The organism is Streptomyces sp. NPDC047315 (genome assembly GCF_040643215.1).
Lineage (GTDB): Bacteria > Actinomycetota > Actinomycetes > Streptomycetales > Streptomycetaceae > Streptomyces.
This window is the reverse complement of the sequence record NZ_JBEYTZ010000012.1, coordinates 155,948-180,227: the sequence shown is the minus strand read 5'-3', so window position 1 is coordinate 180,227 and position 24,280 is coordinate 155,948. Positions and strand designations below refer to the sequence as shown.

33 protein-coding genes are annotated in these 24,280 nt (G+C 69.5%); 3 read left to right on the top strand and 30 right to left on the bottom strand.

Annotation, left to right across the window (positions count from 1 at the left end; genetic code table 11):
- Positions 1–2: 2 nt before the first annotated feature.
- The 30 genes from ABZ842_RS16825 to ABZ842_RS16680 form a co-directional block, all read right to left on the bottom strand.
- Complete coding sequence (locus ABZ842_RS16825) at positions 3–4,418, bottom strand: hypothetical protein (RefSeq protein WP_361537434.1); 4,416 nt, start codon at positions 4,416–4,418, stop codon at positions 3–5.
- Positions 4,419–4,440: 22 nt separating this feature from the next.
- Complete coding sequence (locus ABZ842_RS16820; protein ID WP_361537433.1) at positions 4,441–4,785, bottom strand: hypothetical protein; 345 nt, start codon at positions 4,783–4,785, stop codon at positions 4,441–4,443.
- A gap of 65 nt (positions 4,786–4,850) precedes the next feature.
- Complete coding sequence (locus ABZ842_RS16815) at positions 4,851–5,264, bottom strand: hypothetical protein (protein ID WP_361537432.1); 414 nt, start codon at positions 5,262–5,264, stop codon at positions 4,851–4,853.
- Positions 5,265–5,351: 87 nt separating this feature from the next.
- Positions 5,352–5,936 (bottom strand): phage tail protein, encoded by a 585-nt coding sequence (locus ABZ842_RS16810; RefSeq protein ID WP_361537431.1) that lies wholly within the window; start codon positions 5,934–5,936, stop codon positions 5,352–5,354.
- 77 nt (positions 5,937–6,013) lie between these two features.
- Positions 6,014–6,403: a hypothetical protein gene (locus ABZ842_RS16805; protein WP_361537430.1), complete on the bottom strand. Its 390-nt coding sequence runs from the start codon at positions 6,401–6,403 to the stop codon at positions 6,014–6,016.
- A complete protein-coding gene (locus ABZ842_RS16800) occupies positions 6,403–6,729 on the bottom strand; it encodes an HK97 gp10 family phage protein (RefSeq protein ID WP_361537429.1) in 327 nt (108 codons plus the stop codon). Before ABZ842_RS16800 ends, ABZ842_RS16805 begins: the two co-directional genes overlap by 1 nt.
- Positions 6,730–6,740: 11 nt before the next feature.
- Complete coding sequence (locus ABZ842_RS16795; RefSeq protein WP_361537428.1) at positions 6,741–7,097, bottom strand: hypothetical protein; 357 nt, start codon at positions 7,095–7,097, stop codon at positions 6,741–6,743.
- A complete protein-coding gene (locus ABZ842_RS16790) occupies positions 7,075–8,082 on the bottom strand; it encodes a glycosyltransferase family 4 protein (RefSeq protein ID WP_361537427.1) in 1,008 nt (335 codons plus the stop codon). Before ABZ842_RS16790 ends, ABZ842_RS16795 begins: the two co-directional genes overlap by 23 nt.
- Positions 8,079–8,714: a hypothetical protein gene (locus ABZ842_RS16785; protein ID WP_361537426.1), complete on the bottom strand. Its 636-nt coding sequence runs from the start codon at positions 8,712–8,714 to the stop codon at positions 8,079–8,081. Before ABZ842_RS16785 ends, ABZ842_RS16790 begins: the two co-directional genes overlap by 4 nt.
- Positions 8,689–9,732 carry a glycosyltransferase family 4 protein gene (locus ABZ842_RS16780; RefSeq protein ID WP_361537425.1) on the bottom strand — a complete coding sequence of 348 codons (1,044 nt, stop codon included), beginning with the start codon at positions 9,730–9,732 and terminating at the stop codon, positions 8,689–8,691. Before ABZ842_RS16780 ends, ABZ842_RS16785 begins: the two co-directional genes overlap by 26 nt.
- Before the next feature lie 48 nt (positions 9,733–9,780).
- Positions 9,781–10,731 carry a phage major capsid protein gene (locus ABZ842_RS16775; protein ID WP_361537424.1) on the bottom strand — a complete coding sequence of 317 codons (951 nt, stop codon included), beginning with the start codon at positions 10,729–10,731 and terminating at the stop codon, positions 9,781–9,783.
- 69 nt (positions 10,732–10,800) lie between these two features.
- Entirely contained in the window at positions 10,801–11,478 is a 678-nt protein-coding gene (locus tag ABZ842_RS16770) for a hypothetical protein (RefSeq protein WP_361537423.1), read from the bottom strand.
- A 105-nt stretch (positions 11,479–11,583) separates the two neighbouring features.
- Positions 11,584–12,363 (bottom strand): hypothetical protein, encoded by a 780-nt coding sequence (locus ABZ842_RS16765; protein WP_361537422.1) that lies wholly within the window; start codon positions 12,361–12,363, stop codon positions 11,584–11,586.
- 1 nt (position 12,364) lies between these two features.
- Complete coding sequence (locus ABZ842_RS16760; protein WP_361537421.1) at positions 12,365–13,762, bottom strand: phage portal protein; 1,398 nt, start codon at positions 13,760–13,762, stop codon at positions 12,365–12,367.
- Positions 13,763–13,780: 18 nt separating this feature from the next.
- Positions 13,781–15,460 carry a Terminase gene (locus tag ABZ842_RS16755; protein ID WP_361537420.1) on the bottom strand — a complete coding sequence of 560 codons (1,680 nt, stop codon included), beginning with the start codon at positions 15,458–15,460 and terminating at the stop codon, positions 13,781–13,783.
- Positions 15,450–15,890, bottom strand: coding sequence for a hypothetical protein (locus tag ABZ842_RS16750; protein ID WP_361537419.1), 441 nt, complete (start codon positions 15,888–15,890; stop codon positions 15,450–15,452). The genes ABZ842_RS16755 and ABZ842_RS16750 overlap by 11 nt, the downstream gene beginning before the upstream one ends.
- A 17-nt stretch (positions 15,891–15,907) precedes the next feature.
- On the bottom strand, positions 15,908–16,507 hold the full coding sequence (locus ABZ842_RS16745) for a DNA primase (RefSeq protein WP_361537418.1): 600 nt from the start codon (positions 16,505–16,507) through the stop codon (positions 15,908–15,910).
- A 222-nt stretch (positions 16,508–16,729) separates the two neighbouring features.
- On the bottom strand, positions 16,730–17,044 hold the full coding sequence (locus tag ABZ842_RS16740; protein WP_361537417.1) for an HNH endonuclease signature motif containing protein: 315 nt from the start codon (positions 17,042–17,044) through the stop codon (positions 16,730–16,732).
- Positions 17,044–17,301, bottom strand: coding sequence for a hypothetical protein (locus ABZ842_RS16735; protein WP_361537416.1), 258 nt, complete (start codon positions 17,299–17,301; stop codon positions 17,044–17,046). Before ABZ842_RS16735 ends, ABZ842_RS16740 begins: the two co-directional genes overlap by 1 nt.
- Before the next feature lie 202 nt (positions 17,302–17,503).
- Entirely contained in the window at positions 17,504–17,833 is a 330-nt protein-coding gene (locus ABZ842_RS16730) for a hypothetical protein (RefSeq protein ID WP_361537415.1), read from the bottom strand.
- A complete protein-coding gene (locus ABZ842_RS16725; protein ID WP_361537414.1) occupies positions 17,833–18,012 on the bottom strand; it encodes a hypothetical protein in 180 nt (59 codons plus the stop codon). Before ABZ842_RS16725 ends, ABZ842_RS16730 begins: the two co-directional genes overlap by 1 nt.
- Positions 18,013–18,247: 235 nt before the next feature.
- The gene (locus ABZ842_RS16720) at positions 18,248–18,556 is read right to left on the bottom strand and encodes a hypothetical protein (protein WP_361537413.1); all 309 of its coding nucleotides are present in this window, start codon (positions 18,554–18,556) and stop codon (positions 18,248–18,250) included.
- The gene (locus ABZ842_RS16715; RefSeq protein ID WP_361537412.1) at positions 18,553–18,690 is read right to left on the bottom strand and encodes a hypothetical protein; all 138 of its coding nucleotides are present in this window, start codon (positions 18,688–18,690) and stop codon (positions 18,553–18,555) included. The genes ABZ842_RS16720 and ABZ842_RS16715 overlap by 4 nt, the downstream gene beginning before the upstream one ends.
- A gap of 66 nt (positions 18,691–18,756) precedes the next feature.
- Positions 18,757–19,296: a class I SAM-dependent methyltransferase gene (locus ABZ842_RS16710; protein ID WP_361537411.1), complete on the bottom strand. Its 540-nt coding sequence runs from the start codon at positions 19,294–19,296 to the stop codon at positions 18,757–18,759.
- A 79-nt stretch (positions 19,297–19,375) separates the two neighbouring features.
- Positions 19,376–19,960 (bottom strand): DUF4352 domain-containing protein, encoded by a 585-nt coding sequence (locus ABZ842_RS16705; protein WP_361537410.1) that lies wholly within the window; start codon positions 19,958–19,960, stop codon positions 19,376–19,378.
- Positions 19,961–20,152: 192 nt separating this feature from the next.
- Positions 20,153–20,488 carry a hypothetical protein gene (locus ABZ842_RS16700; RefSeq protein WP_361537409.1) on the bottom strand — a complete coding sequence of 112 codons (336 nt, stop codon included), beginning with the start codon at positions 20,486–20,488 and terminating at the stop codon, positions 20,153–20,155.
- A gap of 230 nt (positions 20,489–20,718) precedes the next feature.
- Positions 20,719–21,027 carry a hypothetical protein gene (locus tag ABZ842_RS16695; protein WP_361537408.1) on the bottom strand — a complete coding sequence of 103 codons (309 nt, stop codon included), beginning with the start codon at positions 21,025–21,027 and terminating at the stop codon, positions 20,719–20,721.
- 160 nt (positions 21,028–21,187) lie between these two features.
- Positions 21,188–21,559: a hypothetical protein gene (locus ABZ842_RS16690; RefSeq protein ID WP_361537407.1), complete on the bottom strand. Its 372-nt coding sequence runs from the start codon at positions 21,557–21,559 to the stop codon at positions 21,188–21,190.
- A 35-nt stretch (positions 21,560–21,594) separates the two neighbouring features.
- The gene (locus ABZ842_RS16685; protein WP_361537406.1) at positions 21,595–22,059 is read right to left on the bottom strand and encodes a hypothetical protein; all 465 of its coding nucleotides are present in this window, start codon (positions 22,057–22,059) and stop codon (positions 21,595–21,597) included.
- Positions 22,060–22,192: 133 nt separating this feature from the next.
- Complete coding sequence (locus tag ABZ842_RS16680) at positions 22,193–22,897, bottom strand: hypothetical protein (protein WP_361537405.1); 705 nt, start codon at positions 22,895–22,897, stop codon at positions 22,193–22,195.
- 137 nt (positions 22,898–23,034) lie between these two features.
- Between ABZ842_RS16680 and ABZ842_RS16675 the strand changes: the two genes are divergently transcribed.
- From ABZ842_RS16675 to ABZ842_RS16665, 3 genes are all read left to right on the top strand, one after another.
- Positions 23,035–23,217, top strand: coding sequence for a hypothetical protein (locus ABZ842_RS16675; protein ID WP_361537404.1), 183 nt, complete (start codon positions 23,035–23,037; stop codon positions 23,215–23,217).
- Between the two features lie 64 nt (positions 23,218–23,281).
- Positions 23,282–23,692, top strand: coding sequence for an RNase adapter RapZ (locus tag ABZ842_RS16670; RefSeq protein ID WP_361537403.1), 411 nt, complete (start codon positions 23,282–23,284; stop codon positions 23,690–23,692).
- 294 nt (positions 23,693–23,986) lie between these two features.
- Positions 23,987–24,268 (top strand): hypothetical protein, encoded by a 282-nt coding sequence (locus ABZ842_RS16665; RefSeq protein ID WP_361537402.1) that lies wholly within the window; start codon positions 23,987–23,989, stop codon positions 24,266–24,268.
- Positions 24,269–24,280 lie beyond the last annotated feature (12 nt).

The window sequence follows — 24,280 nt, the reverse complement described above, 5'->3', positions numbered from 1 at the left end:
CCTCAGCCCCTTCTTCCTTGGATGGCGGTGGCGAGCGGCCCCAGAACTGCACCCACGCGGCCGTCGGCCCGCCCGTCGACGTAGGCGCGAAGCGTCGGGCCGTCCTGGACGACGAGGGTGACCGGCGTGCCGGGCTGGAGCCCGCCGCCGACTGCGGCCCGCGCGAGGGCGCTGGCCTGCCCGGAGGTGAACACGGGCTCGGGGCTCCCGGTGCCGTTGTAGACGAGGGACAACCCCTCTGGCAGGTAGCCGCCGCTGTCGTACTTCCCGGGCATGAAGCCGTACACGTCGCGGAACATCGCGGCCTGCGAGCCGAGGGCCCGCTTCCCGATGACGACGCCGTCGCCGCCGCGGGACTCGACGTTGACGCCGCCGAGGGTGCCCGCGGTGTGCCCAACGCCGGCGTTCGTGATGCCGATCGTGAACGGGCTCTTGCCGTTCAGGACCCAGCCGGGGGGAGCGGTACGGCCGTTGAACGCCATCGTCGCCCACCTGCGGCGATACGGCGGTGTGATGCCGCGGATGACGTTCTCGATCGCGCCGAGGAAACCCGAGCAGTCGTAGCCGGCCGGGCCGGTGCCGCCCCAGATGTAGGGCTTCCCGGCCTGAGCACGCGCCCAGTTCAAGGCCGCCTTGATCCGAGGCCCGCCGGTGCCGCCTCCGGTGCGCTTGTCGGCCTCCTTCGTGTAGCCGAAGAGGCTGTCGATCACCTTGTCGGGGATGCGGCGGATCATCTTCCCGAAGCCCGTATGGGCGCCGGGGAAGGAGGCGAGGATCGGGTCGACGACGTTCTTCACGCCGGCCCGCGCCGATGCTTCCAGGGTGTCGGTCACCCAGGAGGCGCCCTCCTTGACCTTCTCCCACACCGCAGTCCCGACGCCGGCGGTGGTGTTCTTCACCCACCCCCAGATGCCGCCGTCCGCGAAGCGTTGCGTCGGCACGTCCGGATTGCCGCCCAGCATCGGAGCCAGGGCGCGCTTCACGCCGGTGGAACCGCGGCTGGACGCGATCCGGTTCATGGTGCTCACGAAGCCGGAGCCGACGGCGCGGGTCCACTCCGGGCGCATGATCGCTTCGCCACCGGAGAGTTCCAGCCCGCCCCCGGTGGGGCTGACGAAGCGGTGGACGTCGCGTCCGGGCGTGTACCCGGGGAGAACACCACCGGTCGCCCAGCCCCGGATCTTCATTTCCTTCAGCGTTGGCGCGCCGAACGCATTCGCCACCAAATTCCATACCGGCACGACGCCCGCGTTGTAGACCTTTTCGATGACGAAGCGAACGGGACCCTTGGCAATGTCCTTGACCTTGTCCCACGCCCGGCCGATGAAGTCCTTCGCGTCCTCGAAGGCGTCACCGACCGCTTTGATGCCTACCTTGATGGCATCGAAAGCCGGCTTGATTGCGTTCTTCCACAACCAGGTCGCCTTGTCGCCGATCCAGGTGAAGGTGGGCTTAACGCTCGTGTCCCACAGCCACTTCACGACATCGGCAACAAACCGAACCCCCGCCTTGATCGCGTCAAAGGCAGGCTTGATCGCGTTGCTCCACAACCACGACGCCTTGCCTCCGATCCACCCGAACACCGGGGAGATCACGGACTGCCACAGCCAAGTCGCCGCCGATCCGATCGCCCGGAATGCAGCGACCAGGGCGTCGAAAGCCGGCTTGAGGACGTTGTCCCACATCCACTTCCCGGCGGCACCGATCCACTGGAACACCGGCTTCAGCACCGTGTTCCACAGCCACATCGCGATCGCGGCGAGGACCCTGAAGCGCACGATGATCTGCCCGATAACGACCGTGACGATGATCGTTGCGAGGATGCGGGCCGCCACACTGATCGCGTTGAAGACCGGCTTGAGGATGGTGTTCCACAGCCACATCGCCCAGCGGCCGACGGTCTGCAGCGCAGTCCAGATCGCCGTGAACGTCGGCTTGAGGACCGTGTTCCACACCCACAGGGCCGCGGTCTTGACCCCATTCCAGGCAGCGATCATCGCGGTGCGGAACCAGTCGAAGTTCTTCCACGCATAGATGACGGCGGCGACGAGCGCCACCACCGCAGCGATAATCAGCGGGATACCGGTGAGGCTCCAGGCGACATTGAAAAGCCAGACCGCGATCGTCCACAGCTTCCACGCGATGATCACCGCATAGATGAGCTGCACGAGCCACGGCAAATCCCGCACGATATCCGCCAGACCGCGCGCGAAAGCCCCGATAACCTCGAACACCGGGCCTGACAGCGGCGACAGCGCCTTACCGACCTCGTAGAACGCCCGCGCCACCGCCGACAGGGCCTCAGCCAAGATTGGCGCCTGCTCCGCGCTGTACCGGAGAAACCGCTCGAAGTCCTGGCTCCCCTTCAGCCCGGTGCCCCAGTCGGCGAACCGGCCCGTGATCCGCTGCATCCGCGCGGAAATGGAGTCCATGTGCGGCATGAACGCCTGCACAATGCCGGCCATCCCCCTGAAGACTCGGCCGAAGGAAGCGCCCATGCCGATGATCGCCGGCTCCACCGAGCCGGTCAGATCCTTCTTGAACTCCTGCCACCACGGGGAGCGGAACCCGGCGGACGCCCGGTCCTGCAGCGTGGTGATCGCCCGTGCCGCGGCCAGCACGATCGGCGTCAACCCGGGCAAACTGTTCTTGATCCCAAGCAACGCACGGGTGAAGATCGGCATCACCGCCGGCTGCAACGACCGCGACCACGCCGAGAAAGCCGTCCGCAGCGACATGAACGCGTCGAACGTGCCCCGCGCCGCCGGCGACAACTTCGCCAGCTCGGCCTGGTACTTGGCCTGCGCGACCGCGGCCTGATCCACCCCGCCCGCCGCAGCGAGCGACGCCGACTGGATCTGCCGCTGCGCCGACGCGACCGACTCAGCCGCCGCCTGCTGCGCGTTCGCGACGTTCGCCGTCGCCTCACCGACACGCTCCTGCGCCTGGGCGACCTGCCGCGCCGTCTCCACCTGCGTCCGGGCGGCCTCCGCCTGCGCATCCCGCACCGCACGCGCACTGTCCGCCACCTGGCCCTGCGCCTGCACCAGCCGGTCCTGAGCAGCCCGAACCGTGTCCGAGCCCTCCACACCAGCCCGGTTGGCCTCCGCCGTGTCGGAGGTGAGACGTTTCGTCTCCGTCTGCTGCTCCCGAAGGCGCTGCACCGCCTGGTCGTAGGCGAGCTGCGCCCGCTGCAAGTCCAGACCACGGACGCCCGAGGCGCGGGCCGCGGCGAGCTCCTGCTCCGCCTCCTTCACCTGCAGAGCGGCGTCCCGCTCGTCGAGTCGGGCGCCGGCCAGGCGCGCGTTCAGGTCCTCCAACTCGTGACGGGCCTCACGGCGTGCGTCGGTCAGATCCTCCTGAGCGCGCCGAGCGTCTTGCTGCGCACGGACCAGGGCCCGCTCAGCGTCCTCGATCGCCCGGGCGGCCTGCGCGTTGCGCTGTGCCGCCTGCATCACGGCGTCCGCCGCGGCCTGCTTGGCCTGCCGGACCTGCGCCTGAGCCTGCGCGATCTGCCGGGCACCATTTCGCTCTGCCGCGGCCAGGGCCTGCTGCGCGGACGCCATCTGCAGCGCCTGCGAAGCGCCTTGTGCCGTGGCCTGTGTGCCGCGGGCTGTGGCGGTCGCCGCAGCGTCCTGGGCGGCCTTCTGCGCCTGCAGGGCGCCGGCGATGCCGACGAACGCGGGGATCGCGACCGCGGCGAGGACCCCGACACCGACGGAGGCGACGACCGCGGCGGACGCGATCGACCCGATGCCGGCAGCCAGGATCGGGAGCGCCGGCACCACGGCGAGCCCCGCCAGGGCGACGGTGAGGTGGAGGATCGACGCGGTGGCCCGCGTCGTGTCGACGTCAGTGTCGATGTTGATGCGGCGGCCGTCGACCGCGGCGATCTGCGCTCGTACCGCGGCGAGCTCGGCGCGCGCGGTCGCTGTGTCCGCGCGGACCTGGACGTTCGGGTGCCGTGCACCGAGGCGGGTGAGTTCGGCCTCGATCTGCTGGATCTCGGCCTTCGCCGCCGCGGCGTCGATGTCGATGCCGATGCGCTTGTCGGCCAGGGACTCCATCCGGACCCGCAGGGCCTGCAGGTCGGCGTCAGCCTCGCTGGTGTTCGCATCGATGTTGATCTTCGGGAGGGCGCGGAACGCTGCCTCTAGCCGCGTCTTCAGCGCGCGGGAGAACGCCCCTGCCGTGTCGGAGCCCTGCCGTGCCGCCGCGGGGCGAGCCGCGCGGGCGCCGGCGTTGATGCCGTCCCGGATCGCCGGCGTGATGTGCGCGGCGATCTGCCGGCCGATGATCCGGCCGGCCTCGTCACCGATCTGCGTCGCCGCCGGCACCAGAGCAGCACGCAGCCGGCCCTGGATACCGCGGGCGTTGGGGATGACGTCGACCTCAACGCTGCCAACAGTGATCGCCACAGGAGGTCCCCCTCCCGCACGTTCAGGCGCTGCTGTTGATCAGGCGGAACAGGTGCTCCGCACCCTCGTCGGTCAGCGACCGGCCCGTCTTCACCGGCCGCGCGCCCGGTCGACGCATCGGCTCCGGTGGCTTCGGGTGATCCTTCTTCTCCGAGTTGGAGCAGATCAGGACGTACTCGATCCGGCGCAGGGCATCGTGCACAGCAGCGAGGAGCTGCTCCTCCTGGGACCAGCGACCTTCTTCCGGCACCGCGGCCTCAGCCGTCGCGGCCAGTTCCTCATCTGACATCGCGTTCCGCAGCGCCGTCATCGTCGCCGACTCCGCCGGCAGCCCCTGAATCAACACCCGGAGGCGGCGGATCGTCATCCGGTCCTGGTAGTAGCCGGCCAGTTGGTCGGCGTCCCGCGGGTAGTAGCGGGCCAGGTCAGCCTCTACCGCCTCCGCGTGGTCCGCGAGGACGGACCGGGTCCACGCGATTTCCCCAGGCTCTCACCAGCGCGCTCCGCCGCCGAGGCGATCATCTCGCCGAACTCGTCGTTCGTCGGATCGAGTTCGAGGAACAGCTCGTAGCTGTCGGGAGACAGAATGGTCTCGGCGAAGGCATCGATCTGCCCCGAGTTGAGGAGGCGCTGCCACGACTGGCGCCACGCCCCCGGCGGGATGATGTAGACCTGCTGGCCGCACAGGTCCGCCGCGACGTGGCGGCCGGTGGCCTCCGCCTCCTGCGCCTGGGCCACCCCGCCGACGGGGGGTGCGGCGGGCAGCTCCTGCCCCTGGGGCGGGAGCGGTTCCGACACGGGCTGCGGGTAGGGGTGCGTGGTGGTCTGGGTGTGCTGATCCGTCATAGCGCGGGACTCCTCAAGTGCGCGCGGGAAGAAAGGGGTGAAGGTGGGCGGGCCGCGCCCGCGCTGACGTGCCCGCCCACCGGTCTGTTACGACCCCGTGTAAGCCGGGGTCGGCGGGACGCGGTCAGCGTGGTAGACGGTGTTGCCGCTCACGTCCGGGTAGGCGGTGATCGTCCACTCGAAGCCGGCCATCTCGTCCTGCTTGTGGGTCACGTCGGAGCGCTCCGTGATCTCCCCTTCCGGCACGTAGAACCCGAGCTGCGTCGCGCCATCGAGGACGATGAACCAGAACGCGCGCCGGTCCGGAACGGGACTCGCAGTCTCGGCGAACGACGTCAGCCCCGCGGTCGGGGTGAGAGCGGACTCCGGAATCCGGTAGTGCAGGCTGCGGGCGGTGACGCGCGTCGTCTCCCACGCCGTGATCTTGAAGGTGCGCAGGGACTTCGTGATCGTGGTCCGAATCGGCGAGGTGTACCCCCACGGGGTGTACTCCTGGCTGTCCTCGTCGAAGCCCTGCACGAGGCCGTCATCCGAGATGGCGCCGATCGGCAGCCACGGCGCGAGAGGCTGAATCTGCGGGTCGCCGGGGGAAGCGGTGCCCAGCGGCGCGGTCCACGCGCCACCGTTCGCACCGACCTCCATCAGGTCCGCCGCGCGGGTGATGTTGACCATGGTGGGTCTCCAGACATGCGAAGGCCCCGCCAGCGGACGGGGTCGGAAACAGGGAAGGGCGCGCGGGCCGTAACCGGTCAGACCGGGTGGAAGAACATCTCGTATGTGGCGCCGCTCCGGCGCAGGCCAGGGTTCTCGTAGGGGCGCCAAGCGGGGGCGGCGACCGTGGACACCCGGCCGAAAACGGCCCTCGTGGTGGTCGCCCCGCGCAGCAGGACAACGAGTTCGTTGCGGACCTGCTGCGCGATCTGCGAAGCCAGCAGGCGCGTGGGCGCGTACACGTCGACGTCGACGAGGGCGCGGTCGAGGCGGTAGCCGTCATCGCCGCCGCCGGGAACCCGCTGAACCTGCACCACGGGGAGAACGTCCAGGAGGTTCTCGGGCAGTTCGGTGAGCACTCGGGCCGGCCCTAGTCGCCCGTCGCCGAGCCGGGCCACAAGCTCTATTTCCACGTCCGGCCAGGTCATCAGTCACCGCCTGCCCTCGCGGCCCGCAGCATCACGTGGTGCGCGGGCACCCGCTCGGTTCCGTACTCCACCCAGCGGGCATAGGGGGCGGTGTTGGTGGCGTACGCGACGGCCCGGTCACGGCGCCGGCCGCCACGGGTCGTCGAGGTGACGACCACGGACGCCTTGTACCGGCCAGGGTGCGGGTCGCCTGGGCCTCCGACCGGGGCGATGGTCTCAGCGGTCGACTTGATGCGGTTGGCGCGCCGCACCAGGTCGCGGCGGATCATCTCCGACCGCAGGAGTTCACCGATACCCCGGTGTGAGGGGCGGAAGCGTGCTGCCAACGGGCACCTCCTCAACCAGTGACGCGTGAAAGGGAGATGACGACGGGCCCGGTTGAGCCGGTGAACGGGGACCGGTAGGGGCTGGCTGGACGGCCGGTGATCTCGTAGACGATTCCGGCGAGCCGAACCCTGTCGGTCGGGCGTACGTCCGTGCCATACGGCGCCCACACCGTGAGCCCCGACAAGACGGTGTCCCGAGCATCGGTGAGCTCGTCGGATCCGGAGCCGGTAGCGTCCTCGGGGGCGACCGCGCAACCCTCCACCGGGATCTCGGTCGGCGCGCCAGCAACGTCGTTGCCGTAGGCGTCGCGGGACGCGGGCCCGGGCCGGAGGATGGTGATCGTTTCACCGTGGGGCAGTGCGCGCACGCGCCACCTCCTCGACCGCGTCGCACCACGCCGCAAGGTCGTCGGTCGGGTCGAGGGCGCGGGAGCGGGCGCGAGCCTTCCGGGAGGCCGCCCGGTACGCGGCCGTCTCGTCGAGGGCTTCGATCGCGTGCTGCCAGGCGTCCACATCGCCCCGGTCAGCGAAGGTTCCCGCTGGTCCGAGGGATTCGACGAGCCCGTCGGTGGGGTGGGCGATCACGGGGATGCCGCTGGCCATGGCCTCGACACCGGCGCGCCCCCAGGATTCGTAGTCGCTGGGCATGAGGAGGATGCGGGTGCGGGCATAGACCTCGTCCCGCATGCGGTGCCCGTCCATGTGGTCGAGGACGAGGACGTTCGGCAGATCAGGGGGCTGCTGTTCGCCGTAGCCGCCGCGGACGGCGAGGAACTTCCGGTCAGGCATGCGTTCGGCAACGGCAGCAAGGACCCCGGCACCCTTGGACAGGGTGCAGTTGATGAGGGTGATGCAGTCCCCGGGCCGGGTCTGGTAGTCCCCGGGGTGGACCGGGGGCCGCACGACCAGCATGCGCTGCGGCACGTGCCCCTGCTGCTGGTCGAAGGCGCGGCCGGCTGCCTCCCGCATCCACTGCGAGTTGACGACGGCCAGCGCCGTGGTGCCCTCCATGATGGGCTTCCACGTCAGATCGAACGTGTTGTGGCACAGCACCACCATGGGGACGCCGTAGCCGCGGGCGAGGCTCGCGGTCTCCGGCACGCACTCCAAATGGCTCACCACCACCGACGCGGCGGCTACCGCCGGCTGCCACTCCCCCAGCCCGGCCGGCACGACATGGACCCCGTCAACGTCCCGGGCCTCCGTTTCTCCGGTCCACTGGGAGAGCCACACCTCGCAGGAGTGGCCACGGGCCACCAGGGACCGCAGCATCTCGTGGAGCATCCACTCGGCGCCGGCGTTGTGCTGCGGCGGGTAGGCGTGGACGCGCGCCACCACGCGCAAGTCGATCATCGGAACCTCAGCATCGACATGCCGGCCGTGGGCCGGTATCCGGCATCGTTGAGCATGCGCCGGTCGTCATCCTGCATGAGCACTCCGGTGCCGGCGCCGGCGCCGTCCGTCCGGTACGTGTAGGGGCCGATCGTTTCTCCGGTGACTCCGCCGGCGATCGTCGGCGCCGTCAGGGTGCGCAGCACCATCCGGCAGACGACCGCGACCACATCGGCTGGGGCGTCGGCGTCTCCGTGGCTGTAGGTCACCCGGTAGGTGCCCGGGTAGCGCAGCAGGTCGTCCTCCAGCCACGTCTCCGGAAAGTTGATCACCGGGGTGTCGGCGACGGTCCGGACGATGTCCAGCCCGTCCCACTGCCAGCCGACGACTGGCAGGTCAGGGATGCCGTCACCAGCGCCAACCGCGATCACCGACGTCACGGTGATCACCGGGCGCTGCGGGAGTCGGATCTCGCCCTGCTGCGCCCGCAGAACGACGACGTCGTTGTCGACCCGGGCGAACGTCTGCCGGGTGTAGGAGCGCACGAGGGCGGAGGCGTCGTCCAAGAGGGCCTGCGCGCGGCCGGCTTCCGCCGGCGTGAGGGGGCGGCCGAGGCGGGCTTCGAGGTCAGAGAGCTTGGCGAGCGCGGCCACGGGCCACCACCTCCTCCAACGCCTGGTGCCAGTGGTTGAGTTCGGCGGTGGGGTCGAGTTCCGCGGCTCGGGCCCGGGCACGTTTCGACCGGTCACGGAAGGCCGCGGGTGCGGTGGTGGTGCGGATCGCTTCCACCCAGGCATCTGGGTCGTCCCGGTCGCAGAAGATGCCGGCGGAGGCGAGGGACTCCTTGAGGCCGGGTGTCGGGTGCGCGATGACGGGGATGCCAGAGCACATGGCCTCCACGGCGACCCGGCCGTAGGACTCGTACACGCTCGGCACCAGCAGCACGCGGGTGCGGGCGTAGACGTCCTTCGCGATCCGGTCCCCCGGCGTGTGCGGGACGATCTCCACGTTCGGCAGATCCGTGCGGATGATCTGCTGGCCGTAGCCGCCGACGACTCCGAGGAACCGTCGCCGCGGCATCAACTCGGCCAGCCGGTAGAACAGCCCTGCGCCCTTCTCGGCAGTCAGGTTGATCAGGGTGATGCGGTCCCCCGGTGTCGCCTGGTAGTCGTCCACCGCGACCGGGGGCCGCACGACAATCCCGGGAGGCATCGGCCAGTCGCCACGATGCGCCTGCCACCACTCCTCTACGTCGGCGCGCATCCACTGCGTGTTGTAGATGGCGAGCGCTGGATCGCCTTTCACCAGCCACGCCTTGGACTTGTCGTAGGTGTTGTGGAGCAGGTGCACCACCGGAATGCGGTGCATGCCCGCCAGGATCGACGCTCGGGCGGTGTTCTCCAGATGGGTGACGATGACGTCCGCTCGGCCGGTGCCGCACATCCAGCCGGCCGGATCGCCCTTCCCTCGGTAGGGGTGCACGCGCACCCCGTCGAGTTCGTACCCGGCGGTCGCGGCCCGCTCCTGGGACAGCAGGACGTCGACCTGGTGCCCGCGGCGGGCGAGGTCCCGCAGCAGGCCGTGTGCCGCCCACTCGGCGCCCGCGTTGTGGCCTGGCGGGTAGGCGTGCAGCATCGCGAGGACGCGCACCAGCACCTCCTCAGCGCTCACGGGGGGCGTGTGGCGACCAGCCGCGCTGGCTGGTCGCCGCACGGATGGTCAGGAAGCGGCGGTGGTCGCCTGGACCACGCCGAACGGGGACCGGGTCGCCGAGTTCGTGTTGACGCGGGTCGCCGGGTTGGCCGTGGCGAACGCCGCCCGCATGACGACGCGCATCGCCACGCTGTCCTGCTGCATCAGGTTGAGGATGACCTTGCCGGTGTCGTCGCTGAGGACGCCTTCGGTGAACAGCTTGAAGCTGATGTCCTGCCGCATGCCGATGATCGCCTTGGACCAGTCGCCCATCAGCAGCTCGGCCTCGGACGTGTCCCATGCGCCGTTGGTGAGCTCCGACATCGGGTAGCCGTACAGGGTGCCGCCCGGGGTGCCCTGCAGGTTCGGCTGGTAGATCGGCATGCCCTGCGAGGAGCGGATGCCGTTCAGCTTCCACGTCAGCCCCGGGCGGGACACGAAGCCGTTGATCGCGAAGCCGTCCGCGGCCACCTTCTCCGCGACGACGGTCACGTCCTGGGCGAAGTCGGCGCCGGTGCCGGCGATCGTGGTGTTGCCGGCCGCGACCGCGGACTGGTAGACGGCGGTGGGCCAGGTCGACGGCTTGTCGATGCCGAACAGACCGGCGCCGTCGATCTTCGCGCCGATCGCTTCCACGAGCCGGGGCCGGACCTGCTCCCAGATCGGCATCTGCGCGTCGTCCAGGTACGCCTCGGGAATCGGGACGATCGCCGCGATCTCCTCGACCACCAGGTCGACGTTCTTCCAGTCCTGCGCCGACGTCTGCTTCAGCCCGGTGTCGCCGCCGACGAAGTACGCGATCGGCATCACGTCGAGCACCGGCTGCCGCTGCGTCTTCGTCGACATCGGGACCTGCCGGGCGCGCTGCAGCAGCGCCGACGCGGCCGGAAGCTCCTGGATGATCTCCGCCGAGACCGGTTCGGGCACCAGCGGGTCGTTGCTGGCATCCCGGCCGATCATGGAGTTGTAAATGGCCACGGGGACTCCTTTCAGGAAGGCAGCGCCCCGGCCCCGTGCATGGGTGAATCCGGTGCTGCGAGAAGAGGGTTAGGAGGTGGGGCGGCCAGCGGCGCGGCGGATCAGGGCGTCCACGGAAAGGGCGCTGCGGTCCGATGCCGGCGCTGCCCCGGGTGTCAGGGCTTCGACGGGCCGTGCCGTTGCCGGCGGGGCCGGAGGCGGCGCGGCGGCCTTGAGGCGCTCGGCCAACACCTCAGCCCGGGTGTTGATCTCCTCGGCGCTACCGGTGCCAAGGAGGTCGATCAGGTCGGTGGGGAGGTTGTGGGTCGCCGCCGCCATCAGGCGCGCGTTCTGCGCCTCCAGCGCGGCAAGTTGCTGCTGCAGGCCCTCGGCCCGTTCCGTCGCCCGCTGCATCTCGGACTTCTGCGCGTCCTCGTGTTCGCGGTACTTCGTCGCGGCATCCCGCAGGGCGTCCAGCTCGTCCGTCGAGGACAGTCCGAGAGCTGCCAGGGAACGGCGTTCGTGCTGCCGCGACATGGCCTTCCACTTGGCCACTTCCGCGGCGAGGTCGACGTCCGTCGGCTCCCCTGCTGCGGGTGCGTCGGGCGCGGGGCCTCCTTGCCCTGCCGACGGCGCCATGGCCGGGACCGGGGCGGAAGGAGACGGAGGCGGCGGGACGGGGGCGGTTGCGGGGATCTGGCCGGAGGCGACGGCCTCCGCCGGCGTCGGGACCGCTGCCGGGGCAGCCGGGTCGGTAGGGGTGGACATCAGGACTCCCATGTCGGGATGGCGGGCGCCTGCCGGCAGCCCGCGAAACGGGGGGAAACAGGAAGGGCACGCACCATGCCGGCGCGCGCCCAAGAGAAGGTCAGGTCAGATGGTGGGGGCCGTGTATCGGGACCGGCCCTCCGACTCCCACCAGCGGCGGAAGGCGTTCACGGCGTTCTTGCCGCCGTAGCCGCGGGTCTCCCGCAGCCAGTCGTCGTACAACTGCTCAGCCACTCCGATGAACGGCTCGTCCATCGTGAAAGCCGGCACCGCTTGGCAGGCGCACAAGGGGTGGTATCGGTCGCCGCCCCGACGCGGGTCGCCGGCGGTGACAGCCGTCTTATACACGGGGCCGCGGGAGGCGAGCATCGCGCACCAGGCGCACGGATCTTCGTCGGTGACCCGGGCGTAGCCCGTCGCGCCGCTGTCTTCCTCGATCGCCTGCTGGATGAGCTGCCGGCCGCCCTGCAGAGCGGTGTACTGAGTGGAGCCGGCCAGCCGAACTGCCGCGGCGTCCACGGCCTGGGCGGGTGTCTTCCCCGCCGCGATGGCCTTCTTGAAGGTGATCGGCCCGGTGATGTCGAGCGTGGTGGCGAGCTGCGCCCAGTCCAGGGGATCCGGCGCCCTGGGGCGGAACCCGTCGTCCGCGACTCCTGCGGTGCGGCGAGCCTCCAGGTAGAAGCTGCTGGCCGTGGCCGTCGATTCCGCCCGGGAGACCATCACCATCGCAGCCAGAGCGGCACGCAGCGCCGGCCACGAGGCGTCCACCCGCGCCGGATCCACCAGATCCCGCCACGTGGAGGAGATCTGTCGCACGAGCCGTGCCGAAAGCTGCGCCTGCCGGAGCCGGTACTGCAGCGCGATGCGTGCCGTCAGCGTGGCCACGTCACGCCGCCATCTCCGGGTCGGAGTAGCCGCCCGTGGGGTCTGCCGGCGGCTCCATCTGGCGGTTGATCACCTCGTTGAGGCGGCGCATCTGGTCGCCTTCCGCCGCCGTGGCCTTCCACCGCTCCACGTCCGTCTGCGTCACCCCGGGCACCCGCTCCCACAATTCCTGCGCGGGCACGCCGAGCATGGTGACGAGCTTTCCGAGGGCGTCAACGGTCTGCGCGAGAGAACGCGCCGAGGTGTCGCGCCATACGACCTGGGCAGCGGTGTCCTTCCACGCTTCCATGTCTCCAGCGGCGCGCCCGACCAGGCGCAGGGTCTGCTCGTGGGACTCCCCGCACAGCGACTCCCGCTCGTCGACCTTGCGGTCCAGGCCATCACGGGCCGCAGCCAGAGCTTCCGCCGACAGGTTCACCATCTCGCCCAGCAGGTGGTACGGAGGCACTTGGGACACTGTCGCGATGTGCTTGATCGTCGACTCCCGAGATTTCAGGTAGCCGGACAGGTCCGTCGCCCCGAACTCCCCGAACTTCGTGTCCGCGTCCTCCGCGACGAGGATCCCGTCCACCCGCGACCGGAACGGCTCGATCGGGGTGCCGTTCCCGTCCAACGGAGGCGCCATGCCCGTCACCCACCGCTGACGGAACGCCGCGTACTGCTGTGCCATCAACAGGTTGAACGTGGTCATGTTCAACTGGTCCTGGGTGTCGATCAGCGGCTCGATCTCGCCGAGAACACCGTCACCGTCCAGGTCGAGGGTGTTCACGTACCGCACGATCGGGCACACGCCCAGGCCGTGCTTCTCGACCGCGTCGGGCCCATCGAGCTGCAGTTGGGTGCCGTCCGGCTTGCCCGTCAACCGGTACCGGTTCGTGTCGTCGTACAGGGTGACAACGCGCCGCTTCCCCGTCGCCGTGTTCTCCAGCCGATCGTCGACTCCGAACTTCGGCCACTCGTCGTTCACCGGGTCCTCGTACAGGGCCGTCATCCGACGCGGCGAGAACGGCGTGATCACCGGAACCGGCGTGCCGGGCATCACCAGCGTGTACGCCGCCCCATACGTCAACACCGACCGGTAGATCCCGTGCTGACGAGCATCCATCCGGTTCGCCTGCCACGCCTCCCACGGCGCCGCGTTCTCATCCTCACCAGCCGGCCGGTAGCCGTCGACGTACATGTTCTGCGCCACCACCGTGACCACCAGCGGCAGGATGTTCACGCGCGCCCGCTCGATCAACCACCGGTACTCAGCCCGCGCGCCCCTCGGCACGTACACGCTGTCGTGCCGGCCCCGCATGTAGTCCGCGATCCGGTTCAGCCGTGGCTGCTCCTCCTCACGGAGCTTCAGCAGGTGCCGGGTGGTGGCCACCGCCTCGGCGTCGGTCAGCTCGCCCACACGACCACCCCCTCCTTCTCAGTTGAAGCCCCACACTCGACCAGTGCGCTGCCGTTGCTTCTGCCGCTTCGACCACTCCGGGGATGCCAGCACCAGGCGGCGCACCATCCGGGCCCCGACGGCGCACACCGCGAGGTCGATCTTCCGCGGGGACTCACGCCCCTCCTTGATGATCGACACGCCCCACTTGTTCGGCTTCCTTCGGGCGTTCAGCACGTGCCGCTGCAGCCGGCTGTCGCCGTCGTGCGTGACCTGCTTCTCCCGGATATCGATCTCCATGCGGACCGCGGCCTCCGTGAACTCCCGGAGCCGACCGCGCATGTCGAACGCGACCGCGTGCGCCGCGCGCCCCGTCGCCGCCTGCACGACGAACTGGTCCCCGTAGTCTTGGCCCCACTGGTCGATGTAGGACTCGAACTCCTTCACGTCACCGAAGAAGCCGACGACGTTCCGGGTCTCCAGGACCTGGCGGACGACGCGGTCGACATCGGCCCGGTCCACCTCCCAGCCCCGCGCGAGAGGCCCGTCGGGCTTCTCCCAGCAGGCGAAGGTCATTACGTGACCCGTCGCGATGTCGCAGCCGACGAGCGCCGTGGCGTCGTCGTTCTTCGACCCGTCGAAGAACATAACGATCGGGTCCGAGTCCGCGACGATGATGTCCGGACGCGCGCACGCCGACCACAACGGCTTCGTGGTCCACGCGGTGCGGGCCGCCGTCGGTTGGTTGAAGAAGTACCGGCGGCTCTCTTCGGGGTCCTTCTCGATGTTCCAGAACTCGTTCTCGATGATGCCGTCCAGATCGAGGACGTCAGCGAACGGCCCGTACACCTCCCGGAGCGCCGCGGTGAGCTGCTCCCGGTCGGCGAGATCCACCTCCGCGGGTGCTTCACGGTGATCGAACAGCAGGCGCGCGGCCCGTGTCTTGCCCTCCGCGATCAGCTTGGCCCGCTCGTGCGTCCCCTCCGCGACCGAGTTGTCTCCCGGCTGATACATCGTGGTGGTCTGAAAAGCCCACGGCTGGGCGTCTTTGCGCTTCCTGCAGTTCCGGTCGACCGTCTTGTACATGCGCCGCAGTTCCGGTGTCACATACAAGTGCGTCTCGTCGAAGATGGTGCAGGTCTCCTTGCCGCCGTCCTTTGACGAGGACGACGCCGTCGACGGGACGATCTCCCCGCCGCCCGGCAGGAACACCCGGGTCAAGCCGGCGGTGCCCTTGGGGACTTCCTCCGCGAGGATGCCCTCGGTCAGGTTGAAGTGGATGTTGTCGTAGGTGTTCCCGGCCTGGGACTCCTCCGTCGCAAGGCAACGGATGAACGGGTACGTGACCGGGCGCCCCATCGGCTCACCGGGCGCGTACTCGTACCGAAAGTCGTGCCACTCGAAGACCTCGCCGCCCTCAGCCCAGCCGGCGAACCGGCAGGGGCCGAACGCCTCGAACAGGCCGATGAAGCCCGCGAGCTCCGACTTGGCGCGCCCCTTGCCGCGGGAGATCACCGCCGAGTCGTAGAGCTTCCGCCCGTCCCCGCGCAGCGCGTACGCGTCGACGATGAAGCCGCCGAACTCGCCGTCGAGCTCCACACTCTGGCCCTGCACGTCGCCGGGGCCGTGGACGCAGAAGTGCTCGATCCAGTCCCACGCGAGCAGCCCCAGCGACCTATCGCGGTCATGGTCTGGGGCGTAGACGAGTTCACGAGGCATCGGTCATCCGCTTACGGCGCGCCGCCCGCATGTCCGCTACCCCGGCCGGCGGGCGCGTCCCGCCCGAAGCCGGCTTCGGGAGCTCCACCGTGATCCGGCCCCGCATACGGTCGACGTGCGTCGCGCCGAGCAGCGACTCGGACAGCCGGATCTCCGCGAGCAGCTTCGTCGACGGCTCCAGGAAGTACGCGTCCACCAAGGGCGCCAGCATCTGCAGCCGCTGCCAGTCCGTGGACACGAACACCGCGGCCTGCGGTGCTCGCCGCCACGTCTCGTACCAGTCCACCGTCCGCGGGCAGTACAACGCGGAGTGCGGCAGCTCGGGGCCGCGGACCTCGTCGTCAGCGACGATGGTGACCGCCTGCTCCTCGAAGTCGTCCTTGTTGCGGCGCACCTTCCGCTCCGACGGCGGGGGGCCATAGCCAGCCATGGCACCCCCTTTCTTCGTCAGACCAGCGAGGCAACCACCTCGGATAGATCGGCGAGTTCGGCAGGAGCGTCTTCGAAACGCTGGCCGGTCATGGCGATGTACCGGCCCTGCCCGTACACCTCGACGGAACGACCGTCCCGCACGATGCGGCGGCCCTTCACGACCTGGGCGCGGCCGAAGATGTGAAGCCCGTCGCCGCTCGGCGACACCTCGATGTACGTCCCGGAGCAGCGGTCCACGACTTCCCGCGCCCACTGGGCGAGCTGCCCACCGTGGAGGCAGTGGTCGAGGTCGATGCAGACGATCCCGTCGTCCGGGCCGAGCACGTATCCGAGCCCCACGCCCACCGACGAACCGGCCACGGTCCGGTACGACGACCACGTCGCCGGCGACGTCGACAACGCGGGCCGCCCCGACGGTTGCAGCGGAACCTTCCGTGCGCTTCGGCGCACCCACCGCCGGCGGGACGTCATCTCCTGCGGCGGCTCCGTCGCCTTGCGGCGGGCCCTGTGGGCGGCGACGCGGCAGCACGTGGAGCAGAACCGGGGCACAGGGCCCCGGCCGGCGACCGGGAGGGCCGCCTCGCACCCTTCGCGCTCACACACCGTCGTCTTCATGAATTCAGAATACCCGCGATGTAACGAGTAGTCGCCCTGATCAGGCAAGTTATCGGCAAAGGATAATGGATCAAGGCAGCGGACCGTGATCATCGCAGGTCACAGACCCGTACAGATCGCGGGGAGCTAACCTGCCCGATCGCAAGATTGGAATGATCTTGGGGGCACCCCCCAGGGTGATCACGAAACGCCGTGACCATGCACGACGTCCCCGAGTCAAGATCAACCCAGCAGTCCAGGGTGAGCCTCGGCCGGCCTGGTCCGCGGCGGCAGGGCATGAGCAGCGGCGGAGGCTTCGCGTCCGGTCTTCTGGTCGTGGTGCCAGCGGCAGAGGGCTTGGAGGTTGACCTCGTCATCACTGCCGCCGAGGTGGGCGGGGGTGATGTGGTCGACGTCGGTGGCCGGCTCGCCGCAGATGCCGCCGGGGTTGTGGTCGTGGGCGCGTTGGCAGCGGTGCCTGTCGCGGCGGAGGATGCGCTGGCGGAGGCGGGCCCAGTTGCTGGGGAGGGGCGAGGTGCGGCGGCTCTGGCTGGCCATCAGTCGCGGCCTTTGCCTGCGGCTTGTTCTCCGGGTGCGTGGCCGGGGCGGGCGCCGGTTGCGCGGAGGTGCAGGTTGGAGCAGAGCCCTTTGACGATGCCGGGGCTGACGTACTTGCTGAGCTGGACGACGCAGCGGTCGAAGTCGCCGGGCACACCCCATTGGATCTTGGCTGCGCCTTCGCCTTCTGCCCAGTAGCGCATCAGGCGGGCGGTGGCGGCGATGTCGTTGGGGGTTGCTTCGCGTCCGGCGGCCATGGGTCATCGCCTCCCGCTGCTGGCTCGTCGATGCGTTGGATGGTGGCGCCCTGCCCGGAGGGGACAGCGAGGCAGATGCCGTTCTGGTCGGTGAAGACGGCCCACCCATCGGTGACGGTGAGGGTGAGGTGGGGGTCTTCGATGAGGATGTCGTCGTGCGGGTGTCCACCTGGGCGGTTAATGGCGTAGGCCGGCATGCCAGCTACCTGGTTCCGTTCACGCGTTCGCGTGCTCGGGTGACGGCTGTGGTGATGGCGTCGTCCCAGCCGGTGAGGTCTGGTTCGAGGCGGATGCACACGGGGTGGCCGTCGGGTCCGATGGGGACTTCGTTGGCGGGGATGTCGATGGTGTCTTCGAAGACGAGGACGGCGCGGGCACCGACGCGGTCGGCGACGATGTCGTTCAGGTCCATGTCCTCGCGGAACGACCGGAACAGTGGTTCGTCGCGTGGGGCTTGGTCGATGACGAGGACGAACGGCGGGCGCTCGTCGTCGATGCCTTCGGGGAGTTCGAGGATCTGGAGGCGCGGCATCAGCGGTTCGCCTCGTCGTGGTTCTGGCGTACGACGCTGCGGACGCTGCAGATCGGGATGTAGGCGGTCGCGGATCCGTCGTCGGCATAGGCAACGTACTGGTCACCGAAGGGTTCGATTCTGCTGGCGGTGATGGTCTCGGTGTCGCCGTCGAGGTAGGTGATGAGGTGGTTGGCCATGCGCGGGCTCCTGGTTGTTAGTCGTCGTCGACGTCGGCGAAGCCGGAGTTCTCGACTTCGAGGGCGACGGTGAGCATGCCGATCGCGGTGACCCAGTCGAGGGTTTCGGAGCGGCCTTTGACGAGGGATACGGTGCCGTCGGCTTTGATGAGTTTGATGATGACGAGGGCGTCGACGGGGAGGTCGTCGGGGTCGATGTCGGCTTGGGTGCCGAGGCTGTCGAGGAGTTGCCCGATCAGTTGGTTGGCGATGGCGGCCTCCAGGTGGTGAGGTGGCGGCCGTCGGCGTCGTGGTAGTCGATGGCGGCGAGGTCGACCGGGAGGTCCTCGTCGTGGTTGAACCAGGGGGTCATGCTGGCGGCTTCGGGCGGCGCGTCGGGGATGTTCATGGTGATGGTGATGCGGGTCCCGTCGGCGGTGGGCTCTCGGTGGAGTTCGTAGCCAGGCAGGAGATGCTGGCGCTTGTCGAAGTTCGCCTCCCACTCGGCGCCGACGGTGAGGGTGACGGGGCGGTGCGAGGCCATGGCGCGGGCCTTCCTGGTCACGTCGGGACGTCGGGGGTGATGGTGATGCTGCGGGCGTACAGCGTGAGTGTGACGGCGACGACGTTGGTGGAGGTGATTTCCCCGATGTTGATCACGGCGTCTTCGGTCCCGTTAATGCGGACGCGGTCGGGCAAGATGAGGCCACCGGCGCGGCGCCGGTGATCGCGACATCGACGCCTTCGGCTCGGCGGCGGGCCTGTTCAGCCGCGGTTCCACCACCAGCACCCGAGCGTCCCGCCACGGAACGTCTCGACCCGCCCGCCGAGTCGGGTGAGGACCTGGTCCATGTCGTCCGGGTCCCACTGGTGGAGGTGCGCCTCGTGCGGGTTGCCGTCGACCTCGCCCTGCGGCGAGTCCACGATCGGCACGGACACGAGGATGTTCCACGCGCCCGCGGCTTCCGCGCGCTGCAGGAGGGCGACAGCGTCGTCTCGTTCGACGTGCTCCAGCAGGTCCCCGAAGATCACCAGGTCGCGGTAGAAAAGGTGGCCCGGGGAGTCGCGGACGTCTTCGACATGCATCTCGTCGTACATCTTCCGCGCCTTGGTCGAGTTGAGGCGGTACTTCTTGATGTACGGCCGATGGATCTCGATGCCAGTCCACCAGACGCCTTCGTGGACGGGCCGGAACAGCTTGGCGTAGGTGCCTTCGCCGGGGCCGACGTCGGTGACGGTGTTCGGGAGGTGGCGGCGGAAGCGTTCGAGGGACCAGTCCTTGCCCTCGGCGTCGCTGGTCGGCATGGTCTGTCCCTCCTGGGGGCGGCGTGGGTGCGCCCCGGCACCGTGGTCGGGTGTCGGGGCGCACGGCTGGTGCAGGTTGTCAGCCGAGTTTCCATTCGGCGGTTTCGTCGGCGAAGCCGGAGTTCATGCCGAATTGGACGCTGGCGAGCTTGGCGTTCTTGGGGACCTCGTAGACGAGCCAGCCGAGGACTTTCGCGCCGGGCTTGGCTTTCGCGGACGCGGTCATCGACGGACCGGCGGTGATCTCGGCGAACGTGGTTCCGAAGCGCTGCCCCTCGCTGTCGGCGATCTGGGAACCGTTGCCGGGGCTGTCGTCGTAGTCGACGGTGCCGGTGTTGACGATCTCGAACTGGGCGCCGACCCACCGGTTCCCGGCGTCCGGTTCGGTGAACTCGTCGGCAGGTTTCGCCGGGTCCGCGATCTTCTTCAGGGTGACCTGGACCTGTTGCCCGTCCTCTTGGCCCGTGACGGTGATCGGGTCGCCGACCTTGGCTTCCTTCGCCGGGGCCGGCGTGGTGGCGGCACCGCTCGGAGTGTCGGCCGGCTGTGATGCGGCGCTGCGGTCGGGCTTGTCGACGACGCCGGTCTTCTTGTCGTCGTCGGTGCAGGCGGTGAGTGTGAGGCCGAGGACGGCGACGGCGGTGACGACGGCGGCGCGTTTCATGATCCCCCCAGGGGTGGTGCTGACGTGATCCGCCATCATCCGGGGGCCGGCCCAACCGTGTGGGGGTTGTGGCTGTTTCGTGACGGTGAAATCGTGCCCCGCCGCTCCTGGCCTGGGGGTAGAGGAGCGGCGGGACGGTCCACCCGGGTTGCCGCCCTCGGGCCGGGTGGACGTGGGCCGAGCGCTGGGGCGCTACGAGGCCCTGCCTGCACTCGCATTGTCGAGCGCAGGGGTCTGGCGGGTGGGTCGTCGACGCTGGTGCGGCCCGCGGCTGTTCGCCGCCGGGTCCCGGGGGGTGTGCTGGGCGCCGCGGGCCGCGATGCTCTGCGCGGTGGGGATGTGGAAGACCTCGGCCCCAGGCGCGCCGAACAGGGGGCGGATCTTCCCTCGGGTCATCCAGGTCCGGATCGTGCCCGGCTTCACGCCGGCAGCTGAGGCGGCCTGGTGGATGTCGCCGATGACGCTTCCGGGGAGGCCGTCGCGGACTTCTTCGAGGACGTCCCACAGGTCGGGCGCAGGGTGGGGCATGGCACCTCCCCTGGAAACGAAGGAAGCCCCGTTGCATTGTCTGCAAACGGGGCTTGACACACGTGTGGTAGGTCATTTTGGAGATTACAGCCCGGATGACCTTCACACAAGTCACACGAGAACTGCGCTGCTTGGCGAGAGGAAGCCTCGCCGGCTACGGGTACGGCGAGCGGCTGCAGGAACGCCCGTTGCAACGGTTACTGACCGCGGGCGCCCACCTCCGTCAGACCTCATCGAGGCTCGAAGTCGTCGAGGCCGAGGTCGGGATCTGGCGTGCCGTCGGGGTTGAGGAGCTTGTCCGTATTGACCTCGCCGTCCTTGTCGACCCATCCGTCCTTCTCAAGGACGGAGCTGATCACCAGGGTGTCGTAGTCGTCTTCCTTGACGTCCTTGCAGGCGCTGGGCTTCTCCTTGTCCCCCTCTGCTCGACTCTCCAGCGCCTTCGCGCAGTTGGCGGTGATGTCTTCGTAGCTCTCGCTACTGCATGCGGTGAGTGCGAGTGCGGCTGCGATGGCGGCCGGGACGAGTCTGGTGCGCATGGATCCCCCACGGTGAGTGCGTGTGGAGGCCATGGTGCTGGGTGTGGGGGTGGCGTGGTGGTCGTGTGTCCGGACCGTGACACGACGAAGCCCCGCACGGTGGCGGGGCTGGCCGTGGTGGACGTCTCCGACGGTACGCCCGGGGTGTGACAGCGGGCGGTCAGCCGTCGACCACGGGGAGGCGGGCGAGGTCGATCCGGTCGACCAGCTCCTGCACAGGGTGCTGGCGGGTCCACTCCGTCAGCGGGGTGACGGTCAGTTCGGCGCCGTGGATCCGTTCCTGCTCGACCAACCACGCGTACAGGTCCGCCCGGTCCAGGCCGGGCGGCGGGACGATGCCGACGAGCTGCGGGTGCTGCTGGAGCAGCGCGGGCGCGCACTCGTCGCCCGCGCGGAGGAGCTGATGCCGCTGCAGGGGCTCACCGGTCATCCACGACAGCAGGTCGGTGAGCCCGTCCATGCCGCGTCGGGACAGGAGGGTGGGGGTGGTGACGCTGAGGATGTCGGCGAGGGGGAAGGCGCGGGATTCCATGGTGGTCCTCTCTCGGCTCAGAGGTGCGCGGCGTCCTATCGCGTGGAGCGGTAGCGCCAGGCACCGTCGTTGGTGCGAGAGACGAAGCCGCCTTCGCCAAAGAGCGGCTCGTACAGGACGGTTCGCGTACTGCTCTCGGCCGGCCGGGCATCGATGAGAGCTGCAGTGCCCTCGTCGATCGGGAGCTGGATCCCGAGGGGAGGTTCAGCGCTGGGCCATGTGATCCGCTTCCCGTCGTGCGGGCCGCCGACGCACTCTACTTCGCACCGATCGGGGTACTCGACCCAGACGGGGAGGGCGTCGAAGCGGTCGGCTGGCAAGTCGTGTCCGGCGAGCAGGACGGCGCGGTGCCGGAGTTCCTCGCGGGCTCGGCGTCGCACGGACTCCTGCATGGGCTCGTCCGCCTCCCACCTCGCGCGGTCGACGGGCACGAGAACGTAGGCGAGGTGGCCGTCGACGACGGTCTGGCAGCGGAGGTGCAGGGTACGGCCGGGGGGCATAGGGGCATCCTCTCGTGTCAGCGGCGGGTGAGGGCCGTCACGACGGCGAGAGCCAGGGCGAGCACGGTTGCGAACGTGTAGGCGATGAGCATGAAGTGGCGGTTCAGGGCCCACCAGACGCGGGCAACGACGGTCATGCCGCTGCCCGCTCGCGCTCGACCAGTACATGCTGTTGTGCTTCTCGCAGCGCCCGCCACTCCTCCAGCGTCTCCCATCGGGCTCCGCAGGAACGGCATCGGATCCGCAGGTTCTCCGCGGTCGCCGTCAACGCCTCCCCGCACACCCGGGCGCCCTCGACCACGGCCGGGCAGGACCCGACCCGAACCCGGCCAGGACGCCCCGAACCATCGAGCGCGGCACGGCACTCCGCAGCGAGCCGCCGCAGCTCCACTACGTCGTCACCGACCGACTCGTACTCGGAGCACGCCCACGGCAGGTTGTTGACCAAGAACCGGACGTGCTCCGGCACCGCCTGCACAGGCGAACCGCGCCACGGCGCCACCGTCCAACCGAGCGCCGTCCGCCACGAGTCCTCGACCGCGGCGAGACGAGCCCCCACCCCGCCGGGCCCCGTCAGCGCCAAGACGTCGAGCCGAGGCGGGATCGGCGGAGTCCGCGAACCCGACGTCGCAACCCCTCGCCCGCCTGCCCCGCGTATCAGCGTCGCCGTGCGGTTCAGCTCGGCGAACAGCCCCGGCAGGTCGGCGAGATGCCGCTGCGCCGAGGTCTCGCACGGCCGGCACACCCGCCGGCCGAGTTCACGAACCCACAGTTGCCTGCCGCACGACGGCGTGCTGCAGGTGGGCCATTCGTACGCCGGATCGGACTCGTGGTGCATGGCGGGCGCTCCCAGGACGGTGCGGACGGCGACACGCCCATGGTGCACCCCCCAACCGACATATACCGGCCACCTCGAAGGTGGCGCGTTTCCGTGTTTCGGCCGCGTCGCCCCCGGCCCGCCGGCACACTGCCCCCATGGCGATCTCCTACATGGTGCGCGGCGACGACCGCATCGAGTGCCAGGCCGAACTCGACCGCCTCTGCGAACGCATGGGCGCGGTGCCGACGAACCCGCCCTCCGACCGAATCGGCCGCGGCTGGGTAGCCCGCGCCGTACTCCGCACCAACCAGGACGAGATCACAGCCGCCGACGAGTAGCCTCCCCAAACGGGAAACAGGAAACCCCTGGTCAGCACCATCGCGCCGGCGCCACGCTGACCGCATGCCCTCTCCGCTTCCCGCGCTGCGCATCGTGTCCTTCGGCTACGGCCACCGACCGGCGCCTACCGCCGACATCACCCTCGACCTACGCCGGATCCTGCGAAACCCGCACCAGGACCCGGCCCTACGCGAGCTCACTGGCCTCGACGAAGTCGTGCTTCAGCACGTCCTCACCACCCCGGGCGCCATTCCCCTCGTGACCGCGACCGCCGCAGCAGCAGCCGGACTCGTCACCGCAGGAGTACCCCTGACGGTCGCGGTCGGCTGCGTCGGAGGCCGTCACAGAGCCGTCGGAGCCGCCCGCGCCGTCGCCGCGATGGCCGGACCGCTTCTCAAGCTGGCCGGCGCCGCCGCGGCACTGGAGCACCGAGACGTCCACCAGCCGCTGCTGCCGCCCGCAGCACACAGGTGAACCCCGAGCCGAAGAGGGGAGCCAGGCCCCAGAGAGCCCGGCACCATCTGCCTGGCGCGCTGCCCGCGCATCCGTGGCCGGCCGCTTCCAAAGCCGCGGCAGACACCGAGTCCACCGCAGAAACCGCAGGCCAGGAGCCTAGAAAACACGAACCACCCTTCAAGGTAGATTAATGAGCTACGGTGAACCGCACGGTTGTAGTTGAGCTGAAAGTTCAGCTGACGGCTAACGCCGAAAGCTAGAGCCGAAAGCAAACGGCGAAAGCACGCACGATACGAGGCGGAGGAACCCACGGTGAGCACCTCGTGGACCATCGAGTCCATCTGCGACGCCCTCGGCAGCCCCGCCCTCTCCCAACGCTTCCTCGCCGAAATCAACCGCGCCCCCGCCCACCAGATCCTCGACGTGTTCGCCCGCTGGGAACGCATCGCCAAGGACATCGTCGCCGCGGTCGAACGAGGCCGCGAAATCGCCGCAGCCGAGGAACGGGGCGAGGAACCCCCGGGCGACTGGATCGACGGCACCGCGCGCATCGAAGCAGCAGCTGCCCGATTCCAATCTCAGGGCGCTGCCTGATCTGACAGTCTG

Excerpts from the sequence above, each read along its gene's own strand:
- ABZ842_RS16700 (WP_361537409.1), bottom strand. The coding sequence starts at position 20,488 with ATGCCCCACCCTGCGCCCGACCTGTGGGACGTCCTCGAAGAAGTCCGC.
- ABZ842_RS16680 (WP_361537405.1), bottom strand. The coding sequence starts at position 22,897 with ATGCACCACGAGTCCGATCCGGCGTACGAATGGCCCACCTGCAGCACG.
- ABZ842_RS16690 (WP_361537407.1), bottom strand. The coding sequence starts at position 21,559 with ATGGAATCCCGCGCCTTCCCCCTCGCCGACATCCTCAGCGTCACCACC.
- ABZ842_RS16815 (WP_361537432.1), bottom strand. The coding sequence starts at position 5,264 with ATGACGGATCAGCACACCCAGACCACCACGCACCCCTACCCGCAGCCC.
- ABZ842_RS16770 (WP_361537423.1), bottom strand. The coding sequence starts at position 11,478 with ATGTCCACCCCTACCGACCCGGCTGCCCCGGCAGCGGTCCCGACGCCG.
- ABZ842_RS16740 (WP_361537417.1), bottom strand. The coding sequence starts at position 17,044 with ATGGCCAGCCAGAGCCGCCGCACCTCGCCCCTCCCCAGCAACTGGGCC.
- ABZ842_RS16695 (WP_361537408.1), bottom strand. The coding sequence starts at position 21,027 with ATGCGCACCAGACTCGTCCCGGCCGCCATCGCAGCCGCACTCGCACTC.
- ABZ842_RS16730 (WP_361537415.1), bottom strand. The coding sequence starts at position 17,833 with ATGCCGCGCCTCCAGATCCTCGAACTCCCCGAAGGCATCGACGACGAG.
- ABZ842_RS16670 (WP_361537403.1), top strand. The coding sequence starts at position 23,282 with ATGCCCTCTCCGCTTCCCGCGCTGCGCATCGTGTCCTTCGGCTACGGC.
- ABZ842_RS16790 (WP_361537427.1), bottom strand. The coding sequence starts at position 8,082 with ATGATCGACTTGCGCGTGGTGGCGCGCGTCCACGCCTACCCGCCGCAG.
- ABZ842_RS16705 (WP_361537410.1), bottom strand. The coding sequence starts at position 19,960 with ATGAAACGCGCCGCCGTCGTCACCGCCGTCGCCGTCCTCGGCCTCACA.
- ABZ842_RS16710 (WP_361537411.1), bottom strand. The coding sequence starts at position 19,296 with ATGCCGACCAGCGACGCCGAGGGCAAGGACTGGTCCCTCGAACGCTTC.
- ABZ842_RS16735 (WP_361537416.1), bottom strand. The coding sequence starts at position 17,301 with ATGGCCGCCGGACGCGAAGCAACCCCCAACGACATCGCCGCCACCGCC.
- ABZ842_RS16820 (WP_361537433.1), bottom strand. The coding sequence starts at position 4,785 with ATGACGATCCGCCGCCTCCGGGTGTTGATTCAGGGGCTGCCGGCGGAG.
- ABZ842_RS16805 (WP_361537430.1), bottom strand. The coding sequence starts at position 6,403 with ATGACCTGGCCGGACGTGGAAATAGAGCTTGTGGCCCGGCTCGGCGAC.
- ABZ842_RS16755 (WP_361537420.1), bottom strand. The coding sequence starts at position 15,460 with ATGCCTCGTGAACTCGTCTACGCCCCAGACCATGACCGCGATAGGTCG.
- ABZ842_RS16725 (WP_361537414.1), bottom strand. The coding sequence starts at position 18,012 with ATGGCCAACCACCTCATCACCTACCTCGACGGCGACACCGAGACCATC.
- ABZ842_RS16750 (WP_361537419.1), bottom strand. The coding sequence starts at position 15,890 with ATGGCTGGCTATGGCCCCCCGCCGTCGGAGCGGAAGGTGCGCCGCAAC.
- ABZ842_RS16675 (WP_361537404.1), top strand. The coding sequence starts at position 23,035 with ATGGCGATCTCCTACATGGTGCGCGGCGACGACCGCATCGAGTGCCAG.
- ABZ842_RS16810 (WP_361537431.1), bottom strand. The coding sequence starts at position 5,936 with ATGGTCAACATCACCCGCGCGGCGGACCTGATGGAGGTCGGTGCGAAC.
- ABZ842_RS16745 (WP_361537418.1), bottom strand. The coding sequence starts at position 16,507 with ATGAAGACGACGGTGTGTGAGCGCGAAGGGTGCGAGGCGGCCCTCCCG.
- ABZ842_RS16685 (WP_361537406.1), bottom strand. The coding sequence starts at position 22,059 with ATGCCCCCCGGCCGTACCCTGCACCTCCGCTGCCAGACCGTCGTCGAC.